This window comes from Moheibacter sediminis (assembly GCF_900176425.1).
Classification (GTDB): Bacteria; Bacteroidota; Bacteroidia; order Flavobacteriales; family Weeksellaceae; genus Moheibacter; species Moheibacter sediminis.
In genome coordinates, this window is sequence record NZ_FWXS01000007.1 from 1 (window position 1) to 23683 (window position 23683).

Sequence of the window (23683 nt, forward strand, 5' to 3'; positions counted from 1 at the left end):
GCTGAGAGGACTGGAAGTTTATCCCAATACGAGGCTTCAGATCTTTGACCGGTACGGAAAGATCTTCGTGGACAGGATGATCGAATCGAGCTTCACTTGGGACGGGAAGTACAATAACCAGCCGCTTCCAAGTGGTAGTTATTGGTATATACTTATTCTTGAATCGGGAGAGAAGTTGAGCGGGAGTGTGAACATCAGGAATTATTAAATTAAAATTGTTTCATAGTTGAGATTGTTGAAATCCTCTCTGTCAAATGGGCGAGAGGGTTTTTTTTATAAGAAAAAAGAGCATAAAATTTCCCCAATGTGAATATTTTTTTTTCCGAAAAATATAATAATTAATTTTAAAGATTTAATCTTTATTGATAAGTTTATATTATAGATGTAATATTATAAACGAATAAAAATTACTTTTTTTTATTTCATCAAAAAATTATCCATTAATGATTTCTCCGCCATTTGGATGCAAAACCTGTCCCGTCATGTAATTGGCATCTTCAGAGGCCAAAAATACATAACAAGGCGCAACTTCATTCGGTTGTCCAGGACGTTTCATAGGCGTATCTTTTCCGAATTTGGCAACTTGTTTCGCATCGAAACTTGCAGGAATTAATGGAGTCCAAATTGGTCCCGGTGCAACCGCATTTACGCGAATTCCTTTATCCACAAGTGCTGCGGACATAGAACGTGTGAAAGAAACCAAAGCGCCTTTCGTAGTTGAATAATCAATCAAATGATCACTTCCTCTGTAAGCTGTAACAGAAGTACTGTTGATAATAGAGGCTCCTTTTTTCATGTGAGGAATGGCGGCGATGGAAAGGTAAAAAGCAGAAAAAACATTGACCCCAAAGGTTTTTAATAATTGCTCTTTGGTAATGTCGGTCGGCGAATCCGTTTCATACTGTACGGCTGCATTGTTGATGAGGATGTCAATTTTTTCAAACTTATCAATTGTTTTCTGAATTACTTTTTTACAAAATGATTCTTTCGAAACATCTCCTGCAATGAGTAGCACTTTCCTGCCCTTGTTTTTTATTTCTTCGGCAGTTTTTTTTGCATCTTCGTGTTCATCAAGATAAGCAATTACTATATCTGCACCTTCTTCAGCAAAAGCAACTGCAACTGCACGTCCGATTCCGCTGTCGCCGCCTGTGATGATGGTAACTTTTCCTTCTAGGCGACCTTCTTTTCGATCATTTATGGGGGAAAATTCCGGCTGTGGTTTCATTCTGGATTCTTTTCCTGGTTGTTGTCTTTGAGTTTGCGACGGTATTTTTTTTGTTTTTGATTTCATAATATTTGATTTTTATAATTTCATAAAACAAATCAGCAAAGGAATTCAGATGCTTTATTGTTAATGTTTCAATTTATTGTAAAGTGTTATCTGTCAATATTCAATAAGCTTGCCGCTTTGATTTATTTTAATCAATTTAAAGAATTGTATTGGGTATAAAAAAAGAGACGCCATAAATGACGTCTCAGTTAATATTGATTATTTCAGAATGAATTATCCTTCTAAAACTTTTTGCTGACGTTTTCTGTCTTCTTCTTTCAAGTGAATTTTTCTCAAACGGATGAAGTTTGGCGTCACCTCGATGCATTCACCACCTTGGATGTATTCCATGCATTCTTCCAGAGACATATCGATTTTTGGAGCGATGGCATTTGAATCATCTTTGCCCGCAGCACGGATGTTGTTCAACTTTTTCGCCTCGATTACATTTACAACCAAATCGTTGTCACGAGAGTGCTCACCGATGATCATACCTGCATAAACTTCCTCACCAGGAGAGATGAAAAATTTACCTCTGTCCTGTAATTTATCGATAGAATAAGGAGTCGAAACACCTTGGTCTTTGCTGATCAAGACTCCGGCCAAACGTCCCGGAATTTTACCTTTCAATGGTTTGTATTCGCTGAAACGGTGTGCCATCACAGCTTCACCAGCAGTAGCAGTCAACATTTGAGAACGCAATCCGATCAAACCTCTTGATGGAATGTCAAATTCCAAATGCTGAGATTCACCTTTTGCTTCCATTATCAATAAATCACCTTTGCGTTGCGTAACCAAGTCAATCGCTTTACTCGCAAAGTCTTGTGGAACGTCAATCACCAATGTTTCGTAAGGTTCACATTTTTCACCATCGATTTCTTTGATGATTACCTGAGGCTGACCTACCGTCAATTCATAACCTTCACGACGCATCGTTTCGATCAAAACAGACAAGTGCATGATACCACGGCCGTAAACCAAATATGTATTTGAATCGTCAGTCGGCTCTACTCTCAAAGCTAAATTTCTTTCCAATTCCGCTTCTAATCTGTCAATCAAGTGACGGCTGGTAACGAATTTTCCATCTTTACCAAAAAACGGAGAGTTGTTGATACCAAACGACATATTCATCGTTGGCTCATCAATTTTTATGTTTGCAAGACCTTCCGGATTTTCAGCATCGGCAATGGTATCGCCGATTTGGAATTTGTCCATACCTACAACAGCACAGATGTCACCTGCAGAAACTTCGGTTACTTTTTTCTTTCCAAGTCCTTCAAATACATACAATTCTTTTACTTTTTGTTTGACAAAAGTTCCGTCCGGTTTTACCAAAGCAACCCATTGTCCTTCTTTGATAGATCCACGAGCGATTTTTCCAACGGCGATTCTTCCTAAGAAAGAAGAATAATCCAATGAAGTAATCTGCATCTGCAAAGTTCCTTCTGAAATCTGAGGTGCCGGAACGTATTCCAAAATTCCATCTAATAATGGGAAAATATTTTCTGTTTCAACGTTTTCTGTGTTGAACCAACCTTGTTTAGATGAACCGTAGAAAGTTGGGAATTCCAACTGTTCTTCTGTCGCATCTAAATTGAAAAACAAATCAAAAACCGCATCATGAACTTCGTCAGGACGACAGTTTGGTTTGTCCACTTTGTTGATTACAACCAATGGTCTCAATCCTAATTGCAATGCTTTGTGCAATACGAAACGAGTCTGAGGCATAGGTCCTTCGAAGGCATCCACCAAAAGGATTACACCATCAGCCATTTTCAAAACGCGCTCTACTTCACCACCGAAATCGGCGTGACCAGGCGTATCGATTACATTGATTTTGATGTCTTTGTAATTAACTGAAATGTTTTTTGAGAAAATGGTAATTCCTCTTTCACGCTCCTGATCGTTGTTGTCCATGATGAGTTCACCTGCATCTTGGTTTTCACGAAAAACGTTGGTACTGTGTAAAATTTTGTCAACCAATGTGGTTTTTCCGTGGTCAACGTGTGCTATAATAGCGATGTTACGTATATTTTGCATATAGGATTTTGAGGGTGCAAAAGTACGTATAATTGTCGAAAATACAAGGCTTTAAATATAAAGTATATTTTTATTTAACTATTTGATTATAAATGGGAGAATTAATTGGTTTGAATTTAAGATTAATTAAGATTTATCATTCAACCATTCTAAAACTTCATCGGGGATTTTTTGGGCATCAGATTCATCATAAAAAGTCCATAATTGGCAATTAATTCATTTGATATAATTCTTGAAAGTTGTTCAAAATCAGCATCACAATGCAAATGATTTAATATTTTATTATTTAAATCATCAAATTTACCGTTGGACGTAACATCAAATAATTCCTAAGAATTTATAATTCTTCTTAACTCAGAAAAATCACTGTTACATTGATTTCTCTCATTCATTTCAAAAGTAAAGAGGAATTTACCTGTGCTGGTCAATCAAAATCAAATTTCCGTCGGGGTCATTGGTCATGAGACTTGCGGGACCTGTAGTTTTTTCATCAGCTTCGCTCATGAGTGGAAATCCTTTAATTTTCAGATGTTTTTGAATTTCTCTTATATCATCAAAATCATCTAGATTTTTTGCATTTTCGTCCCATCCAGGATTAAAGGTCAAAATATTTCCTTCAAACATACCTTGAAAAAGACCAATGAGTGTGTTTCCGTTTTTCATGATGAGGTAATTTTGTTCCATGCTTCCCGCAAAAGTATGAAAGCCTAAGTTTTCATAAAATTCTTTGGAGATTTTCAAATCTTTAACGCTGAGACTTATTGAAAATGCGCCTAATTTCATATCGTTTATTGTTTGTTTGTTAGTAATTATCTGGGTAGTTTCGTGTTGCTTTGCAAAAATTGTATTTATGCTGATACCTGATACAAATGCCGTCAGAATTCCTGCTAAAAATATTGATTTTTTCATTTTTTTGATTAAGTAAATTAAATCCTAAGAATTTTGTCCATAGTTTTTCCTTTTGCCAATTCATCAACCAATTTGTCCAGATAACGAATTTTTTTTATTAGCGGATCGTTGATTTCTTCCACACGGTAACCGCAAATCACACCTGTTATTTTTGATACATTTGGATTTAATTGTGGAGCTTCACTAAAAAAAGTTTCAAAATCCACTTTTTTATCGATTTGCTTTTGCAGAGATTTTGAATCATAACCTGTCAACCAAAAAATGATTTCATCTAATTCAGATTTCGTCCGTCCTTTTTTCTCTGCTTTTGTTATATAATGAGGATAAACACCTGCGAAAATCATTTTGTAAACTCTTGAATTATCCACTTTTAAATATCTTTTGTTTAAACTTTAATTAGTAAAGTTAACTTTTTTCAGTGAGGGTATTAAAAATAATATTTTGATGATAATTTCCATATGACAGTTAAATTTATAAAATTATTTTGTCTAAATCAATCTATCACAATAAAGGCCTGCTATGAATAGCAGGCCTTTTGTTTTATAATTATTTTAAATGAAGAAATTCTACTTTTCCAGATAAATGCAAATTGTAAAGAGCGAATTTTTAATTGTTCCTGTTAAGGGGTTTTCCCCATTATTCAGATTTAAACCAATGGAATTTAATTCAGGGATTTCAGAAAAATTCTTGATTTTGATATTTTCTATGATATAATTTTCGCCGGCAAGCGTAACTCTTCCTCCAACTTCCAATTTGTCTTGTTCTATAAATTCATTGATTACAGATACATCGGTCGTAGACAATATTTCCTCATCCGCAAAATTAAAAACAAATTTTATATAATAATCTAATTCTGAAATGTACATAATCTGTTTGCTGCTTGAGTTAAATTTAATCCGACTTATAAAACAACTTGCAAAAAAAAATAATTAAGTATCTAAAAAATAGAATAAAATTAGCGTCCTATAAATTCCTGAATGAGGATGGGTTAAATCCTGTATAAGATTTGAATACTCTTGTGAAATGACTTTGGTCTGAAAATCCGCATTGCAATGCGATTTCAGTCAGGGATTCGGAATCATTTTTAATCAATTTCAGACTATGAAAAACCCGAAGTCTTCTCATGTAACTTCCCATCGTACACCCAAAATATTTCGGAAAATATTTAGAAATAGTTACCGGATGAACTCCGGTTCTCAAAGCCAAATCAACCAGATTGTGATTCACATACCATTCATCATTTAAAATCTGTTTCAGTTGATTGCACCACGAAATAGATTGGTAATTTTTATAATTTTTCTCACTTACCAATTTAAATAAGATGCTGTGAATGGACGATTCCGTAAAACTGTCATTTAAAAGAAGTTCCGAATACATATTCATAATGTAAAATGACGTGTCAAAATTTTTGGTAACCGCTTCTTTGATTTGATTTTCGCTGATGTTGTTGTTGATTAAAAAATCATAATCCAGCTCAATATTCAAGTTTTTAGTGTTGGGATTTGTAGGAGTCGTTTGGTGCCATTCACCTGCATAATAAAACATCACTTCGTTAGATTTTCGAATGGTAGACTCTCCTTTTTTTGTTTCTAAATTTCCTCCCTGAACGATGAATGTCACATGCGGGTTTTCGTGGTAATGAAAGGCAGAATTGTAATTTTTATCATAGGAAGTTCTGCTCGCAATAATCCCTTTATACTCCTTCATCTGAAGTATATCGCCTGAATATTCACCTTTATGCAGCGTTAAAATCCCTTCCATTTTTATAGAATTCTAAAATATTTTGAGTGAATTCTTATGCAAAAGTATGTAGTTTTTGAATTCAAATTTGAATCAAATCACAAAACCAAAATCCATAATCATAATCGGTATTTTCCGATGCTTCTGAGTTCGGCTTTGGATAAGTTTTCCGGACAATTTCACCAATTGTAAAATTTATTGGAAACTGAAAAATCGGACCATCGAATGTAAAAGTATGAAACTCTCCGTTTTCGCCACAAGGGTCAACGTTTTCCGGCAAATCATCTAGGAATTGCTGGTTGATGATTCTTCCGACAAAACTTTTATCGAGATAATTTTCATTTACACAAATCACAATTGTTTTAAATTTAACTGAAATAAATTCCTCAATCAAATTCTTTGTACTGATCTTCCAAAGTGGAAAAACGGCTTTTAATCCAACTTCATTCAATTTATCTTCTCGGTATTTTTTCAAATCTTCCAGAAAAATATCTCCGAAAATGGAATGCGTGATTCCTTTTTGTTTTAAATCTGTCAGTGTGGAATTCATGATAGAATTGTATTCTTCCATCGAAGGTCGTTCGGGAAGCATGACTTTGTATAAAGGAAGACCGATGCTTTCGGCTTGTTTTTCGAGTAATTCTTCTCTCAATCCATGCATTGAAACGCGTTTGAATTCTGAATTCACTGAAGTAAGTAACGAAACAATTTCAAACTGATTTGAATTCAAAATTTTATACAAAGCCAAAGCTGAATCTTTGCCGCTGCTCCAATTGAAAACCGCTTTTGATTTCATTTGATTAAAACAATGTAGGATTGATATCGTCTTTTTTATTTGGAATTTTCAGCGAAAGATTTAATTCTTTATTTAAATTTTCAATGAAATGAGCCGCCAGCAAAGGCGATTCAACTTCTAAATTTTGATGAACGAAAAAATACAATTTTTGTAAACCTTCCTCTTTCCACTTTTTAATTCTTGCTACCCAATCATCCAAACGTTTCGGATCTGAAGCATGATTCGCGCCTACATACCTGATAAAAACAACAGGACTTGTCAGACGCATATGCAGCATATCTCGTCTGCCGGCAGTATCGACGATGATATTTGCCATGTTGAGTTCTTTGAGTAAATTGTGAAAATCATCGCTTACTTTTTCATCAGAAAACCATTCTTCATTTCTCACTTCTACTGCCAATGGAATTTCCGGAGGGAAAAATTCTAAAGCAGTTTTCAGTCTTTCAAAATCTTTCGGTTTGAAATTATCATGTAACTGCATGAAAGCCATTCCGAGTTTTTCTTCGAAATTGCTGACCGCATTGCAGTAATTCTGAATCGGTTCTTCCACGTTGATTAATCTTCGGTAATGCGTAATCAAATCCGTGATTTTCGGGAAGAATTTGAAATCGTCCGGCGTTTTATTTTTCCAGGTTTGCACTTGCTGCCAGTCTGGCATTTTATAAAAAGTTGCGTTCAATTCGATAGAATTAAACTGTTTGGAATAATAAGTCAATTCGTCTTTGGTTCCGCGCGGATAAAATCCTTTCAGATCAGCGCGATTCCATTTGGCACAGCCGACATAAGCTTCAAATGAATTCTGATTTTTAAATTCATTCAAAATATTCTTTGTGTCAGGGTGATCTTTTGGCAACGTGAAATCAACCAATTCAGGATTTTCAACTTTTCCGAATTTCATTTTAAATTTTTAGAATTAATTAGAATGATGCGATTCTATATTTTGAACTTTTTTCGAGTTCAATTTAGCAAATTCTCCCCAAATTGCAATTTGTTTAAGCAGAGGAATCAAACTTTTTCCAAATTCAGTCAGGCTGTATTCCACCATCAGCGGAGGTTTTTCTGAATAAACTTTTCGCTGAATCAATCCGTCTTCTTCCAATTGCTTCAGTTGTAAGCTCAGCGTACGTTCTGTAATCGTTGGAATTTGTTTTCGAAGTTCATTATAACGTTTGTTGTCTTTTGCCAAATGGATTAAAATCACCGCTTTCCATTTGCCGCCGATGAAACGCATCGTGATGCTGGTGGAGCAGGGGAACATCTTTTCGTCGATTTGAAACATACTATCATTTATTACCGTTATTGCAAATTTAAGCTACTATCATTAATTTTGCAACTATAATTAATATAGTTTAAATTTATAGATATGACTTTTTTAGAATCAATGAAACTGCGTTATACAACCAAAAAATATGATGCAGCGACAAAGATTGACAATGAAAAAATAGAAGAACTGAAAGAGATTTTGCATTTAACTCCTTCTTCGATTAACAGCCAGCCTTGGAAATTTGTAATTGTTTCTGATGATGAATTGAAAGCAAAATTGGCGAATGCTTCGATGTTTAACAAAGAAAAAATTAACCAAAGCAGTCATTTGGTAGTTTTGAGTGCGATTAATGATGTTTCAGTTTTTGAAAAACAAATTCAGGAAAATTTACCACAAGGCGCAGTAGATTATTATAACAAACTCATCAAACCGCTAGGAGAAGAACATGCCAAAAACTGGATGGCGAGACAAGTTTATATTTCTTTGGGTGTTTTGTTGAGTGCGGCAGCTAACATGGGAATTGATTCTACGCCGATGGAAGGAATCGAACCCGATAAGTATGCAGAGATTTTAGGATTAAATGGCTATGAGCCTTTAGTTGCTGTTGCTCTGGGAATAAGAGATGCAGAAGATTTTAACCAGCCGGAATTAAAGCCAAAATCAAGAGTTAAAAAAGATTTGGTTCTGGAAGTGAGGTAATTCATTCTATCAAAATAAAAATCCCGCTCGTTGAACGGGATTTTTTTATTTAATCTGATTTCTGTTACAAAGTTTCTTTCAACCATCGGAAAAATTCGGTATGCCAAATCACAGAATTCTGCGGTTGTAAAACCCAATGGTTTTCATCTGGAAAATAAATGAAACGGCTTTTGATTCCCTGCAATTGTGCTGCCTGAAATGCTTCTTGTCCTTGCCCAATCGGAACACGGTAATCTTTTCCTCCCTGGAAAATCAAAATTGGCGTATCCCAATTTTTAACCATGTTACTTGGGTCAAATTTCTCGTAAGTTTTTACTGCATCTTTATTGTCTTTTTCCCAATAAGCCCCGCCTGCATCCCAGTTTGGAAACCAAACTTCTTCAGTCGTTCCATACATCGATTTCAAATCAAAGACACCGTTGTGCGAGATAAAACTTTTGAATCTTTTGTTGTGAATTCCTGCAAGATAAAGTACAGAATATCCACCGTAACTTGCACCCACAGCTCCTAATCTTTCTTTATCGACATAGCTTTCTCTAGAAATATCATCAATCGCAGAAAGATAATCATCCATTACTTGTCCGCCCCAATCTTTACTGATTTTTTCATTCCATTCAACTCCGTGACCAGGCATTCCGCGACGGTTTGGCGCAATAACGATATAGCCGTTGGCTGCTATCAACTGTAAATTCCAACGGTAAGAATAAAACTGCGTTAACGCAGATTGCGGTCCACCTTGACAATAAAGCAAGGTTGGATATTTTTTCGCAGGGTCGAAATCAGGCGGATAAACTACCCAAGAAACCATGTCCTTATTATCAGTCGTTTTGGTAATTCTTTTTTCGACTTTGCTTAATTTTATTTTGCTGTAAATGTCTTGGTTGACATCTGTTAACTGTTTCAATTTCCCTGATTTCAAATCCACAGAAAACAAATCAGCAGCATGATTTATATCTGTTCTGGTTACAATAAAAGCGTCTTTGGTTTGTCCAACCAATCCTGCAATATCAAATTCTCCATCGGTGATTTGTTTGATTTTTTTAGATTTAATTTCAATTTCAAATAATTGAATAGTTCCCCCGATAGGTGCATTGAAATAAATTTTTTCTCCATTATCTGCCCATTTGAAAGCATTTACAGTTCCGTCCCAGCTTTCGGTAAGATTAATTTTTTCATTGTTCTGAACCATGATCAAATCATTTTTGTCAGCTTCGTAACCATCGCGCGCCATGCTTGTAAAAGCTAAAATTCCTTTTGAAGAAAATTCAGGATGTGTATCGTAGCCCATCATTCCATCTGTGAGGTTTTTAGTTTTACCTGATTTTACATCGTATTCGTAAATGTCAGTATTGGTGCTGGTTGCATACTCTTTTCCTTTTTTCTTTTTGGCAACATATAAGATTTTGCTTCCGTCTGGACTCCATGTGAAATCTTCATCACTGCCGAATGGCATTTGCGGACTGTGAAATGGTTCATCTTTTAACAAATCAATTCCGGCAACTTCAGAACCATTATTTAAATTTAAAATCAAATGGTTGTAACTCCCATCCATCCAGGTATCCCAATGTCTGTAATGCAAATCGTCATAAATTTTGACATCAGAATTTTGCAGTTGCGGATAATAATCGCTTCCTGAAACTTTGTCCAATTTTACTTTTTGGATATCAATTTTTCTGGTCCCGTCAGGAGAAATAGATTTATCGAAAATTAAATTGGAGAAATCCTGAATTTCTGTTGACGATCCGCCATTGATAGGTAAACTGAATTTTTTGGAAATTTTTTCTCCTTCGACCACTTTGTATTCGGTTGTAGAATAAATGACGTTTTTGCCGTCTTTTGTGATTCCGATTGGAGAAAGTCTTTTGAGTTTCCACAAAAGTTCAGGTGTCATCATATTTTGCTGTGCTTGTGTAATTGTTATGAATAAAAAAGCAGAAAGAATGAATGTGTATAATTTCATATTATGTAATAAAAAATGATTCCAAATGTAATTAAAATGAATTGGTTTTAAAAGTGATATGAAATGTGAGTAATTATTTAAAGTACATGATAAATGTCAATTTTCAGATTTAAATCTAATAAAAGCTAAATTTTGGTGCATAATTTGCATCAAATTCACCTAAATTTTAAGATAAATTTATTACATAACTGTTAAAATCTGCTTATTTTTGCGTCGAGTGAAATTTCAAAGTACACATAACATCCTTATTTATTTGTTTGTCTCCTTATTCATGCTAAGTATGAGTAATGGATTGACAATTAATATGCAGTACGGAGAAAATAATATGTATAATGAAATTGAGCACAACGACTGCAATAACAATACTTTAAATGAAATTAAAGAGAATTGTAAAAGCAAAGTTTGTCAGAAAATTCCTCAATTTGAATTCAGTTTGGTAAAACCAAACATCCAAATGTATCATTATCAAAATGAAGAATTAGTGTGTCAGTTTATTCTTAATTATGACACGCCGCCTCCGGAATTTGTTGGATAAATCATAGTGTGAAATTTATCACACATTATCAACATTTTATCTAACAAATTATTATCATTTTAAATGAATTTATTTAAATATTGGAAAAAAGATGTTCCAGCAAGTTTGGTTGTCTTTTTTGTAGCGCTACCATTATGTTTGGGTATCGCATTGGCGAGTGGAGCACCGTTGTTTTCAGGTGTTATCGCAGGAATAATCGGGGGTGTAGTAGTAGGTTTGATTTCCAAATCAAATATTGGTGTAAGTGGTCCGGCAGCAGGATTGACAGCAATCGTACTTACTGCAATAACGGATTTGGGCGGGTACGAAATATTCTTGGTTTCAGTGGTGATGGCAGGTATTCTGCAAATTATTATGGGGCTTTTAAAAGCGGGAGTTATTGGTTATTATTTCCCTTCATCAGTTATCAAAGGAATGCTTTGTGCCATTGGTATTATCATTTTGCTAAAACAAATTCCATTGGTTTTAGGATTAAGCGGAGAAATGGAATCTGACAGAATAACTTTTATTAATTTTCATGAAAAAATTTCTATCGGTGTTATAATTGTTTCGGTAGTTTCATTGTTGGTTTTATTACTTTGGGACGAAGTTCTAGCAAAGAGAAGTAATCTCTTCAAATTAGTTCCAGGACCTCTTATTGCAGTAGCGATTGGAATAATAATTTATTTGACAATGGGACAATCAGGAGATTTAGCATTGAACCAATCTCAATTAGTAAATGTTCCAATTCCAGAGGATTTTAACTCATTTATTTCTAATTTTACTTTCCCTAACTTTTCAGCACTTAACAATCCTGCAGTTTACTTAACAGCATTGACGATTGCTGTAGTAGCAAGTTTGGAGACTTTATTAAGTGTTGAAGCAACAGATAAATTAGATCCAATGAAACGTCAGACTCCCACAAGTTTTGAATTAATCGCGCAAGGGATTGGTAATACATTGTCTGGATTAATTGGGGGATTACCTTTAACTCAGGTAATTGTAAGAAGTTCAGCAAATGTAATGAGCGGAGGATTGTCAAAACTTTCCACTGTTTTACACGGTTTGTTGTTATTGTTAAGTGTAATTATCATACCGAAACTTCTTAATTTGATACCTCTTGCTGTTTTGGCGAGTGTTTTACTTATAATTGGTTATAAACTAGCTAATCCAAAACGTTTCGTAGAAATGTATAAACTTGGAAAAGAACAGTTTATTCCTTTTATAGTGACAGTTGTAGCTATTGTTATTTTCGATTTATTAGTCGGAATTATTGCAGGATTGATTGTAGGTGTTATTGTATTATTACTAAAATCCTATACAAACTCGCATTCAATGCTCATCAAAGAATTTGAAGGAAAGAAAAATCTTTACCACATGAATTTGGCAGAAGAGGTAACTTTCGTAAACCGTGGTTCAATCGTAAAAGAACTGGATGCTTTGCCACAAGGAGCATTCTTAGAACTGGATTTCAGAAAAACTAAGATTCTCGATTATGATATTTTAGAATATTTGGATGAATTCAAAGTAAAAGCAAAGAATAACAATATTCAGATTAAAATTATTTCAGAAAGAGGAATTGTAGATGACCCTCACAGTTTCAGAGAATTCTTTGGCCACAAAGTATTCAAAATGGGACATTAATTAAATTCTGTCATTCTGAGTATTTGAGATTAAGAAAATTTAAAAGAAAAGAAGAATCTATAAAAATTGAGATTACTCCTTTGTAGGAATGACAAAATTTCAAAAAATATTATTTAAACAAATAAAAAAGAAAACAAGATGAATTTAGATTTTTATAAAAAATTAATCGATAACAATAAAAACTGGGTGGAATCAAAAATTAGCCAAGACCCGGAATTTTTCTCAAGATTGGCAAACGGACAAAGCCCGCCGGTACTTTGGATTGGTTGTGCTGACAGTCGCGTTCCGGCAAACGAAATCATCGGCGCACAGCCAGGCGAAGTTTTCGTGCACAGAAACATTGCCAATATGGTTGTTCATAGCGATATGAATATGTTGAGCGTTTTAGATTATGCTGTAAATGCTTTGAAAGTTTCACACGTAATTGTTTGCGGGCATTATGGTTGTGGCGGCGTGAAAGCAGCGATGGGAAATCAATCACATGGTTTGGTAGATAACTGGATCCGTCACATCAAAGATACCTACCGTTTTCATAAAAATGAATTGGATGCTGTTGAAAATGAAGAAGATAGATTGAATAGGTTTATCGAATTAAATGTTCAGGAACAAGTGTATGATTTGGCAAAAACGACCATTGTACAAAATGCTTGGAAAACCGGACAGGATCTTCATCTTCACGGTTGGGTTTACGGTGTAGGTTCCGGCCTTGTAAAAGATTTGAACACAAACGTGAGTTCAAATGCAGAATTGGACGCAGTTTATCAGTTGGATATTTAATCCAACTTATTTATAAATTAAAATGTTTAATAGAAGAAATCCCCGAAAATTCGGGGATTTTTCTTTTTCTATATTTTAAATTAAATTTATCCTGGAATAGTTTCTACCAAGATTTCATTTCCGGATTTGTCATAATAAGTACAAGTCATTTTCTCCAAATCGACAATCCATTTTTCAATTCCTGATTTAGCACAATCACTGCAAAATTTTTTGTAATCTGTATTTCCTTGCTGATGTGATTTCAAATCTGATTTGAACTGTTCAGCATCCGAATTATCAGCGATTTTCATTTCATCATATTTTGCGGGAGATGAAGCTCTGAATTCATTTTCTCCCAAATAAACAGTATGCCCATCCGAAACAAAAGTTTCATAGCGGATAACACCTAATTTTTTCAAATCCTGAATGTAAGCCGGGAAATCTGCTCCTGACTTCACTTTGGCGTGTGCATTTTGAATATCTTCTATGGAAAACATAAATTATTTTAAGTTGATTAATATTAATTTTTAAAACTGAATTTTTTCTCCTGTATTTAATTTCTGAGATTTCGCAAAAACGCCACATAAATGGAAAAGCATTCTTGCACCTACATTTCCATCCCAGTCATCGTCTTCTCCCGGCGCCACTTCCACCAAATCAAAGCCGATGATTTCTTTTCCGGATTCTGCTAATTTGGACAACAGATAAGCCGCCTGCTCAAATGAAAATCCACCCGGAACCGGTGTTCCTGTATTCGGACAATACCAAGGATACAAACCATCGATGTCAAAACTGATGTGTACTTTTTGCGGCAATTCACTGATGATATCGTCACATTGGTCTTTCCAGTTTTTTCCTCCGAAATTTTGCGCTTTCAAATCCATATCAGTAAAGATTTTCACACGGTTTTTTTCAGATTTTACAACTTCAACTTCCTGTTCACAAAAATCACGAATTCCAACCTGAACGATTTTTGAAACCTGAGGGATTTGCAACGCATTGTACATAATCGAAGCGTGCGAATAAGTAAACCCTTCGTAAGCAATCCTCAAGTCCATGTGTGCATCGAGGTGCAAAATCCCGAAATTGTCATATTTCGTTGCCAAAGCTTCATAATAACCAAGTGGAGTAGAGTGGTCACCGCCCAAAAGCCCAACTTTTTTATCCTGATTGATCCAATGGAGAATTCTTTCTTTTACTTCAATTTTGAATTGATGGCAAGCAGTGTTGACTTCATCTAAATTTTTATCGAGACTTGGATTTTCATCGATGGATTCACCATTTTCCAAAGCTTCGATGATAGGTAAAGCCAAAGCTTTGTATTTTTCGCTGCGTTCTTTCCAATTCGGAATTTCATCATCCATAAAAATTCCGTTTTTCCATAATTCCGGAAATTCCTGATGCTGCAGATCAACCTGAAAGGAAGCTTCAAAAACCGCTTCAACACCTTCCGATGCACCTGATCCATAACTTACTGTCACTTCCCAAGGAACTGGAACGATGATAATTTCACTATTTACGGCAGAAAATGGAAGTCCAAATAAGGAAGCGTCTGAAAGTCCCGGTTGGTTCGGGTCGAAAGTATCGATGATTTCTTGTTTTGTCATGATTGTTGAATAAATTTTAATCTAAATTCAGGCTGTAAAGATAAATCTTTGTGGATTATTTTGAGAATTCAGTTGATGCAATTTGTTTAATCTTAAAATTGGAATAAATTTGTATAAATACCTAATAAAATACGATTGATGAATTACTCCAAATTACCACCGGAAGATATGATTTTTGAAAAGGCAGTTGCTGCAGATTGTGAAAGTTTGAGCGAATTGGCCATTCGTTCCAAGAGGCATTGGGGCTATTCGAAAGAAGCGATGGAACTTTGGAACATAAACCTGACGATGACCGAAGAATTTTTGAATACACACACAGTCATCAAAGCGACTTTGGAAGATGACATCGTAGGATTTTTTGCTTTGGAAGAAATCCAGCCGACGACTAGAATTGCGCAATACTGGGTCGATACACCTTTTATGAGAAAGGGTTACGGCTCTGCGATGTTCAAATATTTGAAAGATTTCCTGAAATCAAATCATGTAGAAAAAGCGACCATTGTGCTCGATCCGAACGGTTTGGCATTTTTTGAAAACAAAGGCGCAAAAGTCCTCAACAAAATCGAACACAAGGTCAAAAATAAATTTTTACTGATTGTGGAGATTCCGATTGCGTAAGAATTTTTATTTAAAAAGTGAAAGTTAAAAAAAATATTATTTTCGATTCTGACACTAAGAAATTGGTAGAATATTTAAAAAGTGAATATCCTTTTAAATATGAAAACAGTTCAGATCAAATGATAGTATTAGGTTATTAAGACTACTATTTTCGAAATAATACAACTCAGTTCAATGTAATTGTTATAAAAGTAAAAGAAAAACAAATGCAATTAGATTTGATTGCAGCTGGCGGAGGAGAATCTATATTTAATATAAGTTTTTGGTCTAAAAATTCCTTTATCAATAAAATTAATAAAATAATCATCAAATATTGTTTAGAAAACAATATCCAAGTGGAGGAAGGAGATATTAGTTCTAAATTCTAAAAATACTTCCCTTTTCTGCGCATGTGAGGATTTTGCATGTTTTTTCCGACATTGACACGTTTCATTTGTTCCTGCATCATTTTGATTTGATCGGTAAACATTCCTTGGTTGTCCAAAGCTTTGGCTTCTTTCAGTAGAATTTCCGCTTCCTGTTTGCGCCCTTTTGCCATGACAGCTCCCGCCAAACTCAATTTTGCCATGGCGCGGTCATGTTTGAAACTTAAACCATAATCGAGTGCTTTGCGCATGTACTTTTCGGAAGCGTTTACATTGGTCTGTGCTTCGGTAATTCCCATCAAATAATTGAAATAACCCATTTGTTTTCTAACCAATTGACCTTCAGGATTGGTAATTTTTAATAACCAAGTTTTTGCTTTTTCCAGATTTTGTTTTCTCATCTGCCAGAAAGCCAATAAAATATATTCGTTTCTGAAAAACAAAAGAATCGGAATAATGGATAGAAATATTAGGATGAAGCCCCAAGCATATTCGCGGTCGGTAATGAGGTAAACCGCTCCTGAAATCATTAAAACTGCGAGGACTAATTTGATGTACTTATTCATTGGTATTTTTTGTTTAAAGTTCAAAGTTTAAGTTAACATTGAACTTGAAAATTTAAACATGAAACTAACTTTATAGAAACGATTTGATTTTCTCAGCGATTTCAATCATTTCTTCATTTTCTAATTTTAATTTTGTATTGGTGAAATTGATGTCTTGAATGGTATTCAACGGAACCAGATGAACATGCGTGTGCGGCACTTCCAAACCGATAACAGCAATTCCTACACGGATGCAAGGAATTGCTTTCTCCACCGCTTGCGCAACGTCATAAGCGAAATCCATCAATCCGAGGTAAAGCGATTTGTCCATTTCAAAGATCTTGTCCACTTCTTGTTTAGGAATGACCAAAGTATGGCCTTTCACGAGTGGAAATACATCTAAAAATGCCATATAGTCTTCATTTTCAGCGATTTTAAATGCAGGAATTTCTCCGTTTATGATTTTGGTAAAAACGCTTGCCACTTTATTCTTCGATTTTAAGGTCTAAGATTTCAAACTGCATTTTCGTTCCGTTTGGCAATTCGATGTCAGCGATTTCACCTAGTTTTTTGCCTAATAAACCTTTGGCAATCGGTGTGTTGACAGAAATTTTACCTTTTGATAAATCCGCTTCCGTTTCAGGAACAAGCGAATAAGTCATTTCCATTCCATTGGCTAAGTTCTTGATTTTCACTTTTGAAAGGATTGAAACTTTTGAACTATCCAATTGTGAAGGGTCAATTACACGTGCATTGGCAATCTGGTCTTGTAATTTTCCGATTTTCAATTCCAGCAAACCTTGTGCTTCTTTAGCAGCATCATATTCTGCATTTTCAGAAAGATCGCCTTTGTCGCGTGCTTCTGCAATTTGTTGAGATATTTTCGGACGCTCAAAAGATTCCAATTGGTCCAATTCGGCACGCAATTTATCCAAACCTTCTTTCGTTACATATTGTATATTTGCCATAGTATTTTTTCGATTTAATATATAAAAGAATAATCCTGCGGCGCACCGCAGGACTACTGACGCAAATATAATAAATTTAATTTGACAAATAAAATGAAATTACCCGCTTTGAAAATATTTTGGATTTTTGTGATGGTTTTAACTATTGGAATTTCAAATAGTTGTTCCGAAGATGATGGGCAGATTAGCTGCAATCCACAATACAATGTCTTTGCGTCGATCAATTTAGCATTGCCGTTGTACAGTGAACTGCAAAATCCAAATGGTTGGGCATATATACAAGGAGAAGGAGCGGGGACTCGTGGGATAATTGTTGTCAATACAGGGCAAGGTTTCCGGGCTTACGACAGAAATGCTCCTCACATCTGCCCCAATACACAGTCAACAATTGAAGTCAGAGATGCAATCAAAATGTATTGCCCGCATGACGGAGCAGAATGGATTTTATTGACCGGGCAACCTATTCAAAACAGTGAAGGATTTGCGCCGGATCGTACACCAAGGGTTTATCAGACTTCTTTTCAAGGTGGAATTTTGGAGATTTTTAATTAAACTTATAAATTTTAAACCTGAAACATAAAAACTTTAAACAATTATCATGTTTGGAAATATAATGGAAATGATGGGCAAATTACAAAACGTCCAAAAAGATTTTGAAGATTTAAAAAACCGTTTAGACAGTGAATCTTTTACTGAAACTTCATCAGACGGAACGGTTTCAGTAACAATTACGAAATTAGCAACCATCAAAGATATTCAAATCGCTTCCGGTTTAATGGCAGACAAACAACAGTTAGAAGACACTCTGGTCGTAACTTTGAATAAAGCTTTAGATGAAATCAAACGAAATGCAATAGAAGAAGCCAAGCAGACTGCGAAAGGAAGCATGGGCGGATTTCCTGGATTACCTTTTTAGTTCAGATTAAACTCTTTCGAAGAATTAGTTTTGAAATATTTAACTCTGTTTAATCTATAGATTTTGTAGAGTATTTTTATATTTGTTTCATTAAATTAAATTAAAACAAATATGTCAACACTAAGATTAGGTGATATAGCTCCCAATTTCCAGGCTGAAACGACGGAAGGAATTATTGATTTGTATGAATTTTTAGGCGATGGATGGGGAATCCTTTTCTCGCATCCTGCTGATTACACGCCTGTTTGCACAACTGAACTGGGGACAGTTGCGAAATACAAAGATGAATTTGAAAAGAGAAATGTGAAAGTGCTGGCACTCAGCGTTGACGGACTTGAATCGCACAAAGGCTGGGTAAAAGACATCAACGAAACCCAGTCAACAGAAGTGAATTTCCCTATCATCGCAGATGAAGAAAAGAAAATCTCTGAATTATACGATATGCTTCATCCGAATGCTTCGCTGACCGCGACTGTTCGTTCGGTGTATATAATCGGACCGGACAAAATGATTAAATTGATCATCACATATCCGGCTTCGACCGGAAGGAATTTTGATGAATTAATCCGTGTGATTGATTCATTGCAATTGACAGCTTACTATAAAGTTGCGACTCCGGCTAATTGGAAATATGGCGAGGAAGTGGTTATCACGCCTGCGGTTTCAAATGAAGAAGCTGACCAGCTTTTCCCGAAAGGTTATAAAGAAATTAAATCATATTTGAGGTTGACGCCTCAGCCAAACCTCAATTAATCCGTGTTTTACAGAAATCCCTTTTTGCTATAAACAAAAAGGGATTTTTTTGATTTCTCCTTTGTCGGAATGACATAGTGTTTTGTCATTCTGAATGAAGTAAAACGAAATGAAGAATCTAATTTAATATTTAAAATCTTGGTTCAAATACATTTTCAATTCTTCATAAGGGACGAATTGTGAAAAATATCCGTACGCATAAGGTGTTAGTTCATACAAACCATAATGAAATGTGATTCCATTTTTAGACAAAGTAAAATTTTTGGAATACGTAATTTCATCAGAAATGAAAATGCTGTTTTCTGAATCCTGCAAAGGAATTCCGCCTTGAATATTATGTTCTTTCCGTAAAGCTTTGTCCACAACCATATTGATTTGAATCACATATTTTTCATTTAAAACATCGCTGATTTCCATCCATTTTTGCGTTTTCTTGTTATAAGTAAAATAAATTTCATGTGACATTCCATGTGCGCCGCCGGTATATTGATAAAGCGAATATCTCATTACCAAATAATTCTTGGAATTGACAACTGGCGAAAATCCTTCATGAAATGCATAATTCATCATAAAAGAATGACTGTCGTCATCGCTATCTTTCTGATATTCTTTGATTTCGTTGGTGTAATCTTCCTCAAAAGATGCAAGACTGTTTTTTGTGTAACTGTGAAAATCAGTATAAGTAGAGTCAATTTTCCAAACCAATTCTCGCTGTATTTTCAGATCTTTGGGCAAATACCAATCGTATTCGTAAGTACCTGCATTGCTTCCCACCGGAACCACTTTAGAGTTTTGAAAATGAACGATTTCGGTATGATATTTTGCTGAAACCTTCTTCAATTCAAAAGGTATACTTTTATTTCCTTTTGTCCAAATCCCTTTGTAAATGCCATTTGTAAATTTTCCTTTGAAAAATTCCTGAGCGTTTTCATCTTCCCAATTGGTCAAATTTAATTCACCTTTTATGGAGTCAGCTTGATACAAATCAATTGGGATTTCCTGCGAATGATAATAATAATTCCCATTGTAAAATTTTTCTTCTTGCTCCGGCCATTTCCCGATGGTCAATTCCATACTGACCGGAAATTCGCCGATTTTTCCTTCCAGAATTAAATAATCATCTTTTTGAGCAAATGAATGGATAGAAAGAATTAAACAGAAAAATGAAAAATAAAGGAATTTCATAGAAGTAATTTTTTGAAACTTATAATCAATTTGTGTTCCTAATGACTATTTCGCAATGGTTATTTTTTTGCTGATAAATCCTTTATCAGTATCGAGGACAATTACATAATTTCCGCTTGGATAAAAAGACAAATTCAGTTTTGACTGATTCTCAAATTCATTAACCAATTTTCCGCTCAAATCATAAAGTGAAATTTTATTCACCTTTAAGCTATTATCCTTTAATGAAATGTTCAAATCATTTTTAACCGGATTTGGATAAATATTGATTTTTGAATTTAATTCATGAGAATCAATTGACATACTACAACTCTCAAGAATTTCTTCAACTGAATTGCAGCCTTGCTCATTATTTATTAAAGTAGTAAATCCTCCTTGTGAAATAAATGAGCAGATGTTGGGTAAAGAACATGATGAAAGATTGGAATTGTTAAGCAAATTAATACTTGTAATACTTTCGCTGTTTATATTTTGAAGCCCAGTAAGTGAATTCAAATTTGAATTCGTTATATAAATCAGACCGTTTATACAATTAAGATTGCTAAGTCCCGATATATCATTGAGTTCAAAAATATTAATGCTAAGCCCGAAATTAATTGATGTGAGATTGGGTAACCAATCTAAACTGTGGCTTCTCATATTCAAACTTAGGGAAGAGCTAATTTCCAAAAGATTATATAAAGGAGAGATGTTTAGAAATATATCTGTGTTATTTGATATATTCAACCTTTGCATTTTACTTACATTTTGAAAAGCGTCTATGAATTCGATATTATTGCTTTCAATTCTTACAGTGCTATTATCCAAATTATCAAATCCCATAAGTTGATTTAAATTAATATTACCAATAATTTCAACGAGATTACAATTTACTAAGTTTTTAAAATCATCAATTTTAATTAGGTTTTCATTATCAATATGCAATTTTCCGGCAATATGCATGAGTTTTGGAAAGTTGTTTTCAATCATTGTAACTCCCGTAGAATCTAATCGAAAATCGTCATTTATACGTTCCAAATTGCTCAAGCCTGTAATATCAGTTAAATTCGAACAATTATATATTTCTAGCAACCCATTTATAGAGGTTAAATTTTGAAATCCATTTAAATTTGTAACTGATGGTGCATTTAAAATTCTAATGGAAGCATTTATTTCTTGACAATTTGGATAATCAATTATAAATTGGTCAATTTGAGACTGAGAATTAATTGTTAAAGTACCAGTTGGACATTGAGCTTTAAGAATAAATAAACTGAAGACTATTAGAAAAAGAGATACAATAATTTTCATAAAATAGTTTTTTGTAAAACTATGAAAATTTAATTTTTGAAAAATTCAATAATTTTCTCTGCCCTCGAACTTCCAACGATTTCCGCTAATTCTTCTTTGGAGGCGGATTTGATTCTTTTTACAGATTTGAATTTGTTCAATAAATCCTGAATCGTTTTGTCGCCGATTCCGGGAATTCCTTCCAATTCAGAATTGAATGAATTTTTGCTTCTTCTCGCGCGGTGTTTTGTAATTCCGAATCGGTGCGACTCATTTCGGATATGCTGCAAAACTTTCAAAGTTTCAGAACTTTTGTCCAAATAAAGTGGAATCGAATCTCCGGGAAAAAAGATTTCTTCCAACCGTTTTGCGATGCCGATAATCGTAATTTTTCCGCGCAATCCCAATTTGTCAATGCTTTTCAACGCCGAACTCAACTGACCTTTTCCACCATCGATCAAAATCAATTGCGGCAATTCTCCCTCTTCCTCCAAAACCCTTTTGTAGCGACGGTAAATCACTTCCTCCATCGTCGCAAAATCATCAGGACCTTCCACCGTTTTTACATTGAAAATGCGGTAATCTTTCTTGCTAGGTTTGCCATCTTTGAAAACCACACAAGCCGAAACGGGATTAGTTCCCTGAATGTTTGAATTGTCAAAACCTTCAATGTGACGCGGCTCAGCAGGCATGCGCAAATCTTTTTGCATCTGCGCCATGATGCGTTTGGTGTGGCGGTCGGGATCGAGGATTTTCATTTGTTTCATCTGCTCCAGGCGGAAATATTTTGCATTTCGTTCGGACAAATCCAAAAGCCGTTTTTTATCGCCAATCTGCGGAACGGAAATTTTTACATTCGGAATTTCAAAATCTAAATTAAATGGCAGATAAATTTCACGCGAATGATTTCCAAATCGATTCAAGATTTCGACGATTGCAGATTCCAGTAACTCTTCATTGGATTCATCCAATTTTTTCTTTAATTCCAATGTATGAGACTGAATTATAGCACCATTGTTAACCCGAAGAAAATTCACATAAGCTGCACTTTCGTCAGAAATAATCGTGAAAACATCTACGTTTTTGATTGTCGGATTGACAACAGTAGATTTTACCTGATAATTTTTAACCAAATCAATTTTTTCCTTGATGCTTTGGGCTGTTTCAAAGTCTAATTTTTCTGCAAATTCATTCATCAATCGCGTCATAAAACGAATCGCGTCATTGTAATTTCCTTTGATGATATTGCGAATGGATTCTATGTTGGCATCATAATTTTCCTCAGCTTGATAACCTTCACACGGACCCAAACAATTGCCAATGTGGTATTCCAAACAAACTTTGTATTTCCCAGATTCTATATTTTTCGGACTTAAATCATAATTGCAAGTCCGCAAAGGATAAATCTCACGAATCAATCCCAATAAAGCCTGCAAAATCGTTACAGAAGCGTAGGGACCGAAATATTCCGAACCGTCCTTAATCACTTTTCGCGTTTTGAAAATTCGTGGAAAAGGTTCATTTTTGATGCAAATCCAGGGATAAGTTTTGTCATCCTTGAGCAAAATGTTGTATTTCGGAAGGTATTTTTTGATTAAATTATTTTCCAGCAAAAGCGCATCAAACTCAGTTTCAACGATGATGGTTTGGATGTCAGCAATCTTACTGACCATCACTCTCGTTTTTCCGGAATCATGGATTTTATTGAAATAGGAAGAAACCCGCTTTTTCAGATTTTTTGCTTTTCCGACATATAAAATCTTCCCGTTTTTATCATAGTACTGATAAACACCGGGATTGTCGGGCAAAGTCTGAAGAATGAGTTTTAAATTTTCTTGCATTATATAACCGCAAAGTTCGGA

General features: G+C 34.7%; 27 protein-coding genes and 1 pseudogene. 10 read left to right on the forward strand and 18 right to left on the reverse strand.

The features are described from left to right. Positions 1–208, forward strand: a 208-nt coding sequence (locus B8977_RS10575; protein ID WP_159447483.1) for a T9SS type B sorting domain-containing protein, incomplete at its 5' end; no start/stop codon positions are given. A 225-nt stretch (positions 209–433) separates the two neighbouring features. Here B8977_RS10575 and B8977_RS10580 read toward each other — a convergent pair. The 9 genes from B8977_RS10580 to B8977_RS10620 form a co-directional block, all read right to left on the reverse strand. Further along, on the reverse strand, positions 434–1294 hold the full coding sequence (locus tag B8977_RS10580) for an SDR family oxidoreductase (protein ID WP_084017695.1): 861 nt from the start codon (positions 1292–1294) through the stop codon (positions 434–436). 213 nt (positions 1295–1507) lie between these two features. Beyond that, complete coding sequence (gene typA / locus B8977_RS10585) at positions 1508–3313, reverse strand: translational GTPase TypA (RefSeq protein ID WP_084017696.1); 1806 nt, start codon at positions 3311–3313, stop codon at positions 1508–1510. Positions 3314–3724: 411 nt separating this feature from the next. After that, complete coding sequence (locus tag B8977_RS10590) at positions 3725–4096, reverse strand: VOC family protein (protein WP_084017874.1); 372 nt, start codon at positions 4094–4096, stop codon at positions 3725–3727. 143 nt (positions 4097–4239) lie between these two features. Continuing rightward, positions 4240–4566 carry a DUF2200 domain-containing protein gene (locus B8977_RS10595; RefSeq protein WP_221405784.1) on the reverse strand — a complete coding sequence of 109 codons (327 nt, stop codon included), beginning with the start codon at positions 4564–4566 and terminating at the stop codon, positions 4240–4242. 222 nt (positions 4567–4788) lie between these two features. Beyond that, positions 4789–5088, reverse strand: coding sequence for a hypothetical protein (locus B8977_RS10600; RefSeq protein WP_084017698.1), 300 nt, complete (start codon positions 5086–5088; stop codon positions 4789–4791). A 97-nt stretch (positions 5089–5185) separates the two neighbouring features. Further along, positions 5186–5983: an AraC family transcriptional regulator gene (locus B8977_RS10605; protein ID WP_084017699.1), complete on the reverse strand. Its 798-nt coding sequence runs from the start codon at positions 5981–5983 to the stop codon at positions 5186–5188. Between the two features lie 61 nt (positions 5984–6044). Further along, complete coding sequence (locus tag B8977_RS10610; protein ID WP_084017700.1) at positions 6045–6758, reverse strand: Dph6-related ATP pyrophosphatase; 714 nt, start codon at positions 6756–6758, stop codon at positions 6045–6047. A gap of 4 nt (positions 6759–6762) precedes the next feature. Then, positions 6763–7656, reverse strand: a complete 894-nt coding sequence (locus B8977_RS10615; RefSeq protein WP_084017701.1) for a DUF72 domain-containing protein — start codon at positions 7654–7656, stop codon at positions 6763–6765. A 15-nt stretch (positions 7657–7671) separates the two neighbouring features. Beyond that, on the reverse strand, positions 7672–8037 hold the full coding sequence (locus B8977_RS10620; RefSeq protein WP_084017702.1) for a winged helix-turn-helix transcriptional regulator: 366 nt from the start codon (positions 8035–8037) through the stop codon (positions 7672–7674). A gap of 84 nt (positions 8038–8121) precedes the next feature. On the opposite strand from B8977_RS10620, the gene B8977_RS10625 reads away from it, so the two are divergent. After that, positions 8122–8721: a nitroreductase family protein gene (locus tag B8977_RS10625; protein ID WP_084017703.1), complete on the forward strand. Its 600-nt coding sequence runs from the start codon at positions 8122–8124 to the stop codon at positions 8719–8721. Between the two features lie 64 nt (positions 8722–8785). Here B8977_RS10625 and B8977_RS10630 read toward each other — a convergent pair whose 3' ends face one another. Next, positions 8786–10681: a S9 family peptidase gene (locus B8977_RS10630; protein WP_084017704.1), complete on the reverse strand. Its 1896-nt coding sequence runs from the start codon at positions 10679–10681 to the stop codon at positions 8786–8788. 280 nt (positions 10682–10961) lie between these two features. Between B8977_RS10630 and B8977_RS10635 the strand changes: the two genes are divergently transcribed. The 3 genes from B8977_RS10635 to can all read left to right on the forward strand — a co-directional run bounded on the left by B8977_RS10635 (position 10962) and on the right by can (position 13616). Beyond that, positions 10962–11216 (forward strand): hypothetical protein, encoded by a 255-nt coding sequence (locus B8977_RS10635; RefSeq protein ID WP_084017705.1) that lies wholly within the window; start codon positions 10962–10964, stop codon positions 11214–11216. Positions 11217–11279: 63 nt separating this feature from the next. Next, complete coding sequence (locus tag B8977_RS10640) at positions 11280–12839, forward strand: SulP family inorganic anion transporter (protein WP_084017706.1); 1560 nt, start codon at positions 11280–11282, stop codon at positions 12837–12839. 138 nt (positions 12840–12977) lie between these two features. After that, on the forward strand, positions 12978–13616 hold the full coding sequence (gene can, locus B8977_RS10645; RefSeq protein ID WP_084017707.1) for a carbonate dehydratase: 639 nt from the start codon (positions 12978–12980) through the stop codon (positions 13614–13616). An 86-nt stretch (positions 13617–13702) separates the two neighbouring features. Here can and B8977_RS10650 read toward each other — a convergent pair whose 3' ends face one another. After that, positions 13703–14092: a DUF1398 domain-containing protein gene (locus B8977_RS10650; protein ID WP_084017708.1), complete on the reverse strand. Its 390-nt coding sequence runs from the start codon at positions 14090–14092 to the stop codon at positions 13703–13705. 30 nt (positions 14093–14122) lie between these two features. Further along, positions 14123–15202, reverse strand: coding sequence for an agmatinase family protein (locus B8977_RS10655; RefSeq protein WP_143736464.1), 1080 nt, complete (start codon positions 15200–15202; stop codon positions 14123–14125). Positions 15203–15340: 138 nt separating this feature from the next. Here B8977_RS10655 and B8977_RS10660 point away from each other — a divergent pair, with 138 nt between their 5' ends. Together B8977_RS10660 and B8977_RS15095 are read left to right on the forward strand one after the other, a co-directional pair. After that, on the forward strand, positions 15341–15820 hold the full coding sequence (locus B8977_RS10660; protein WP_084017710.1) for a GNAT family N-acetyltransferase: 480 nt from the start codon (positions 15341–15343) through the stop codon (positions 15818–15820). A 158-nt stretch (positions 15821–15978) separates the two neighbouring features. After that, positions 15979–16188: pseudogene (locus B8977_RS15095) on the forward strand (hypothetical protein); the annotation flags it as partial. Here the strand turns inward: B8977_RS15095 and B8977_RS10665 are convergent. The 3 genes from B8977_RS10665 to greA form a co-directional block, all read right to left on the reverse strand. Beyond that, complete coding sequence (locus B8977_RS10665; protein WP_084017711.1) at positions 16185–16751, reverse strand: hypothetical protein; 567 nt, start codon at positions 16749–16751, stop codon at positions 16185–16187. The pseudogene B8977_RS15095 and the gene B8977_RS10665 overlap by 4 nt on opposite strands. A 70-nt stretch (positions 16752–16821) precedes the next feature. Next, complete coding sequence (locus tag B8977_RS10670) at positions 16822–17214, reverse strand: HIT family protein (protein ID WP_084017712.1); 393 nt, start codon at positions 17212–17214, stop codon at positions 16822–16824. Position 17215: 1 nt separating this feature from the next. Then, positions 17216–17698, reverse strand: coding sequence for a transcription elongation factor GreA (gene greA / locus B8977_RS10675; protein ID WP_185116611.1), 483 nt, complete (start codon positions 17696–17698; stop codon positions 17216–17218). A gap of 93 nt (positions 17699–17791) precedes the next feature. On the opposite strand from greA, the gene B8977_RS10680 reads away from it, so the two are divergent. From B8977_RS10680 to B8977_RS10690, 3 genes are all read left to right on the forward strand, one after another. Beyond that, positions 17792–18250, forward strand: coding sequence for a Rieske (2Fe-2S) protein (locus B8977_RS10680; RefSeq protein WP_143736465.1), 459 nt, complete (start codon positions 17792–17794; stop codon positions 18248–18250). Between the two features lie 46 nt (positions 18251–18296). Then, positions 18297–18614 (forward strand): YbaB/EbfC family nucleoid-associated protein, encoded by a 318-nt coding sequence (locus B8977_RS10685; protein ID WP_084017713.1) that lies wholly within the window; start codon positions 18297–18299, stop codon positions 18612–18614. A gap of 111 nt (positions 18615–18725) precedes the next feature. Further along, positions 18726–19367, forward strand: coding sequence for a peroxiredoxin (locus B8977_RS10690; protein WP_084017714.1), 642 nt, complete (start codon positions 18726–18728; stop codon positions 19365–19367). 123 nt (positions 19368–19490) lie between these two features. Here B8977_RS10690 and B8977_RS10695 read toward each other — a convergent pair whose 3' ends face one another. Genes B8977_RS10695 through uvrC form a run of 3 tightly spaced genes read right to left on the reverse strand, consistent with a single transcriptional unit; the run spans position 19491 to position 23662 of the window. Beyond that, positions 19491–20552 (reverse strand): DUF3298 and DUF4163 domain-containing protein, encoded by a 1062-nt coding sequence (locus B8977_RS10695; protein ID WP_084017715.1) that lies wholly within the window; start codon positions 20550–20552, stop codon positions 19491–19493. Positions 20553–20597: 45 nt separating this feature from the next. Next, the gene (locus B8977_RS10700) at positions 20598–21842 is read right to left on the reverse strand and encodes a T9SS type A sorting domain-containing protein (RefSeq protein WP_084017716.1); all 1245 of its coding nucleotides are present in this window, start codon (positions 21840–21842) and stop codon (positions 20598–20600) included. Positions 21843–21871: 29 nt separating this feature from the next. Then, positions 21872–23662: an excinuclease ABC subunit UvrC gene (gene uvrC / locus B8977_RS10705; protein WP_084017717.1), complete on the reverse strand. Its 1791-nt coding sequence runs from the start codon at positions 23660–23662 to the stop codon at positions 21872–21874. Between the last annotated feature and the right edge of the window lie 21 nt (positions 23663–23683).

Coding starts and splice junctions, on each gene's coding strand:
- B8977_RS10680 (WP_143736465.1), top strand. CDS start 17,792: ATGAAATTACCCGCTTTGAAAATATTTTGGATTTTTGTGATGGTTTTA.
- B8977_RS10690 (WP_084017714.1), top strand. CDS start 18,726: ATGTCAACACTAAGATTAGGTGATATAGCTCCCAATTTCCAGGCTGAA.
- typA (WP_084017696.1), bottom strand. CDS start 3,313: ATGCAAAATATACGTAACATCGCTATTATAGCACACGTTGACCACGGA.
- B8977_RS10600 (WP_084017698.1), bottom strand. CDS start 5,088: ATGTACATTTCAGAATTAGATTATTATATAAAATTTGTTTTTAATTTT.
- B8977_RS10615 (WP_084017701.1), bottom strand. CDS start 7,656: ATGAAATTCGGAAAAGTTGAAAATCCTGAATTGGTTGATTTCACGTTG.
- B8977_RS10580 (WP_084017695.1), bottom strand. CDS start 1,294: ATGAAATCAAAAACAAAAAAAATACCGTCGCAAACTCAAAGACAACAA.
- can (WP_084017707.1), top strand. CDS start 12,978: ATGAATTTAGATTTTTATAAAAAATTAATCGATAACAATAAAAACTGG.
- B8977_RS10630 (WP_084017704.1), bottom strand. CDS start 10,681: ATGAAATTATACACATTCATTCTTTCTGCTTTTTTATTCATAACAATT.
- B8977_RS10610 (WP_084017700.1), bottom strand. CDS start 6,758: ATGAAATCAAAAGCGGTTTTCAATTGGAGCAGCGGCAAAGATTCAGCT.
- B8977_RS10665 (WP_084017711.1), bottom strand. CDS start 16,751: ATGAATAAGTACATCAAATTAGTCCTCGCAGTTTTAATGATTTCAGGA.
- B8977_RS10620 (WP_084017702.1), bottom strand. CDS start 8,037: ATGTTTCAAATCGACGAAAAGATGTTCCCCTGCTCCACCAGCATCACG.
- B8977_RS10655 (WP_143736464.1), bottom strand. CDS start 15,202: ATGACAAAACAAGAAATCATCGATACTTTCGACCCGAACCAACCGGGA.
- B8977_RS10590 (WP_084017874.1), bottom strand. CDS start 4,096: ATGAAATTAGGCGCATTTTCAATAAGTCTCAGCGTTAAAGATTTGAAA.
- B8977_RS10640 (WP_084017706.1), top strand. CDS start 11,280: ATGAATTTATTTAAATATTGGAAAAAAGATGTTCCAGCAAGTTTGGTT.
- B8977_RS10660 (WP_084017710.1), top strand. CDS start 15,341: ATGAATTACTCCAAATTACCACCGGAAGATATGATTTTTGAAAAGGCA.
- B8977_RS10695 (WP_084017715.1), bottom strand. CDS start 20,552: ATGAAATTCCTTTATTTTTCATTTTTCTGTTTAATTCTTTCTATCCAT.
- B8977_RS10685 (WP_084017713.1), top strand. CDS start 18,297: ATGTTTGGAAATATAATGGAAATGATGGGCAAATTACAAAACGTCCAA.
- B8977_RS10595 (WP_221405784.1), bottom strand. CDS start 4,566: ATGATTTTCGCAGGTGTTTATCCTCATTATATAACAAAAGCAGAGAAA.
- B8977_RS10625 (WP_084017703.1), top strand. CDS start 8,122: ATGACTTTTTTAGAATCAATGAAACTGCGTTATACAACCAAAAAATAT.
- B8977_RS10650 (WP_084017708.1), bottom strand. CDS start 14,092: ATGTTTTCCATAGAAGATATTCAAAATGCACACGCCAAAGTGAAGTCA.
- uvrC (WP_084017717.1), bottom strand. CDS start 23,662: ATGCAAGAAAATTTAAAACTCATTCTTCAGACTTTGCCCGACAATCCC.
- greA (WP_185116611.1), bottom strand. CDS start 17,698: ATGGCAAATATACAATATGTAACGAAAGAAGGTTTGGATAAATTGCGT.
- B8977_RS10635 (WP_084017705.1), top strand. CDS start 10,962: ATGAGTAATGGATTGACAATTAATATGCAGTACGGAGAAAATAATATG.
- B8977_RS10605 (WP_084017699.1), bottom strand. CDS start 5,983: ATGGAAGGGATTTTAACGCTGCATAAAGGTGAATATTCAGGCGATATA.
- B8977_RS10700 (WP_084017716.1), bottom strand. CDS start 21,842: ATGAAAATTATTGTATCTCTTTTTCTAATAGTCTTCAGTTTATTTATT.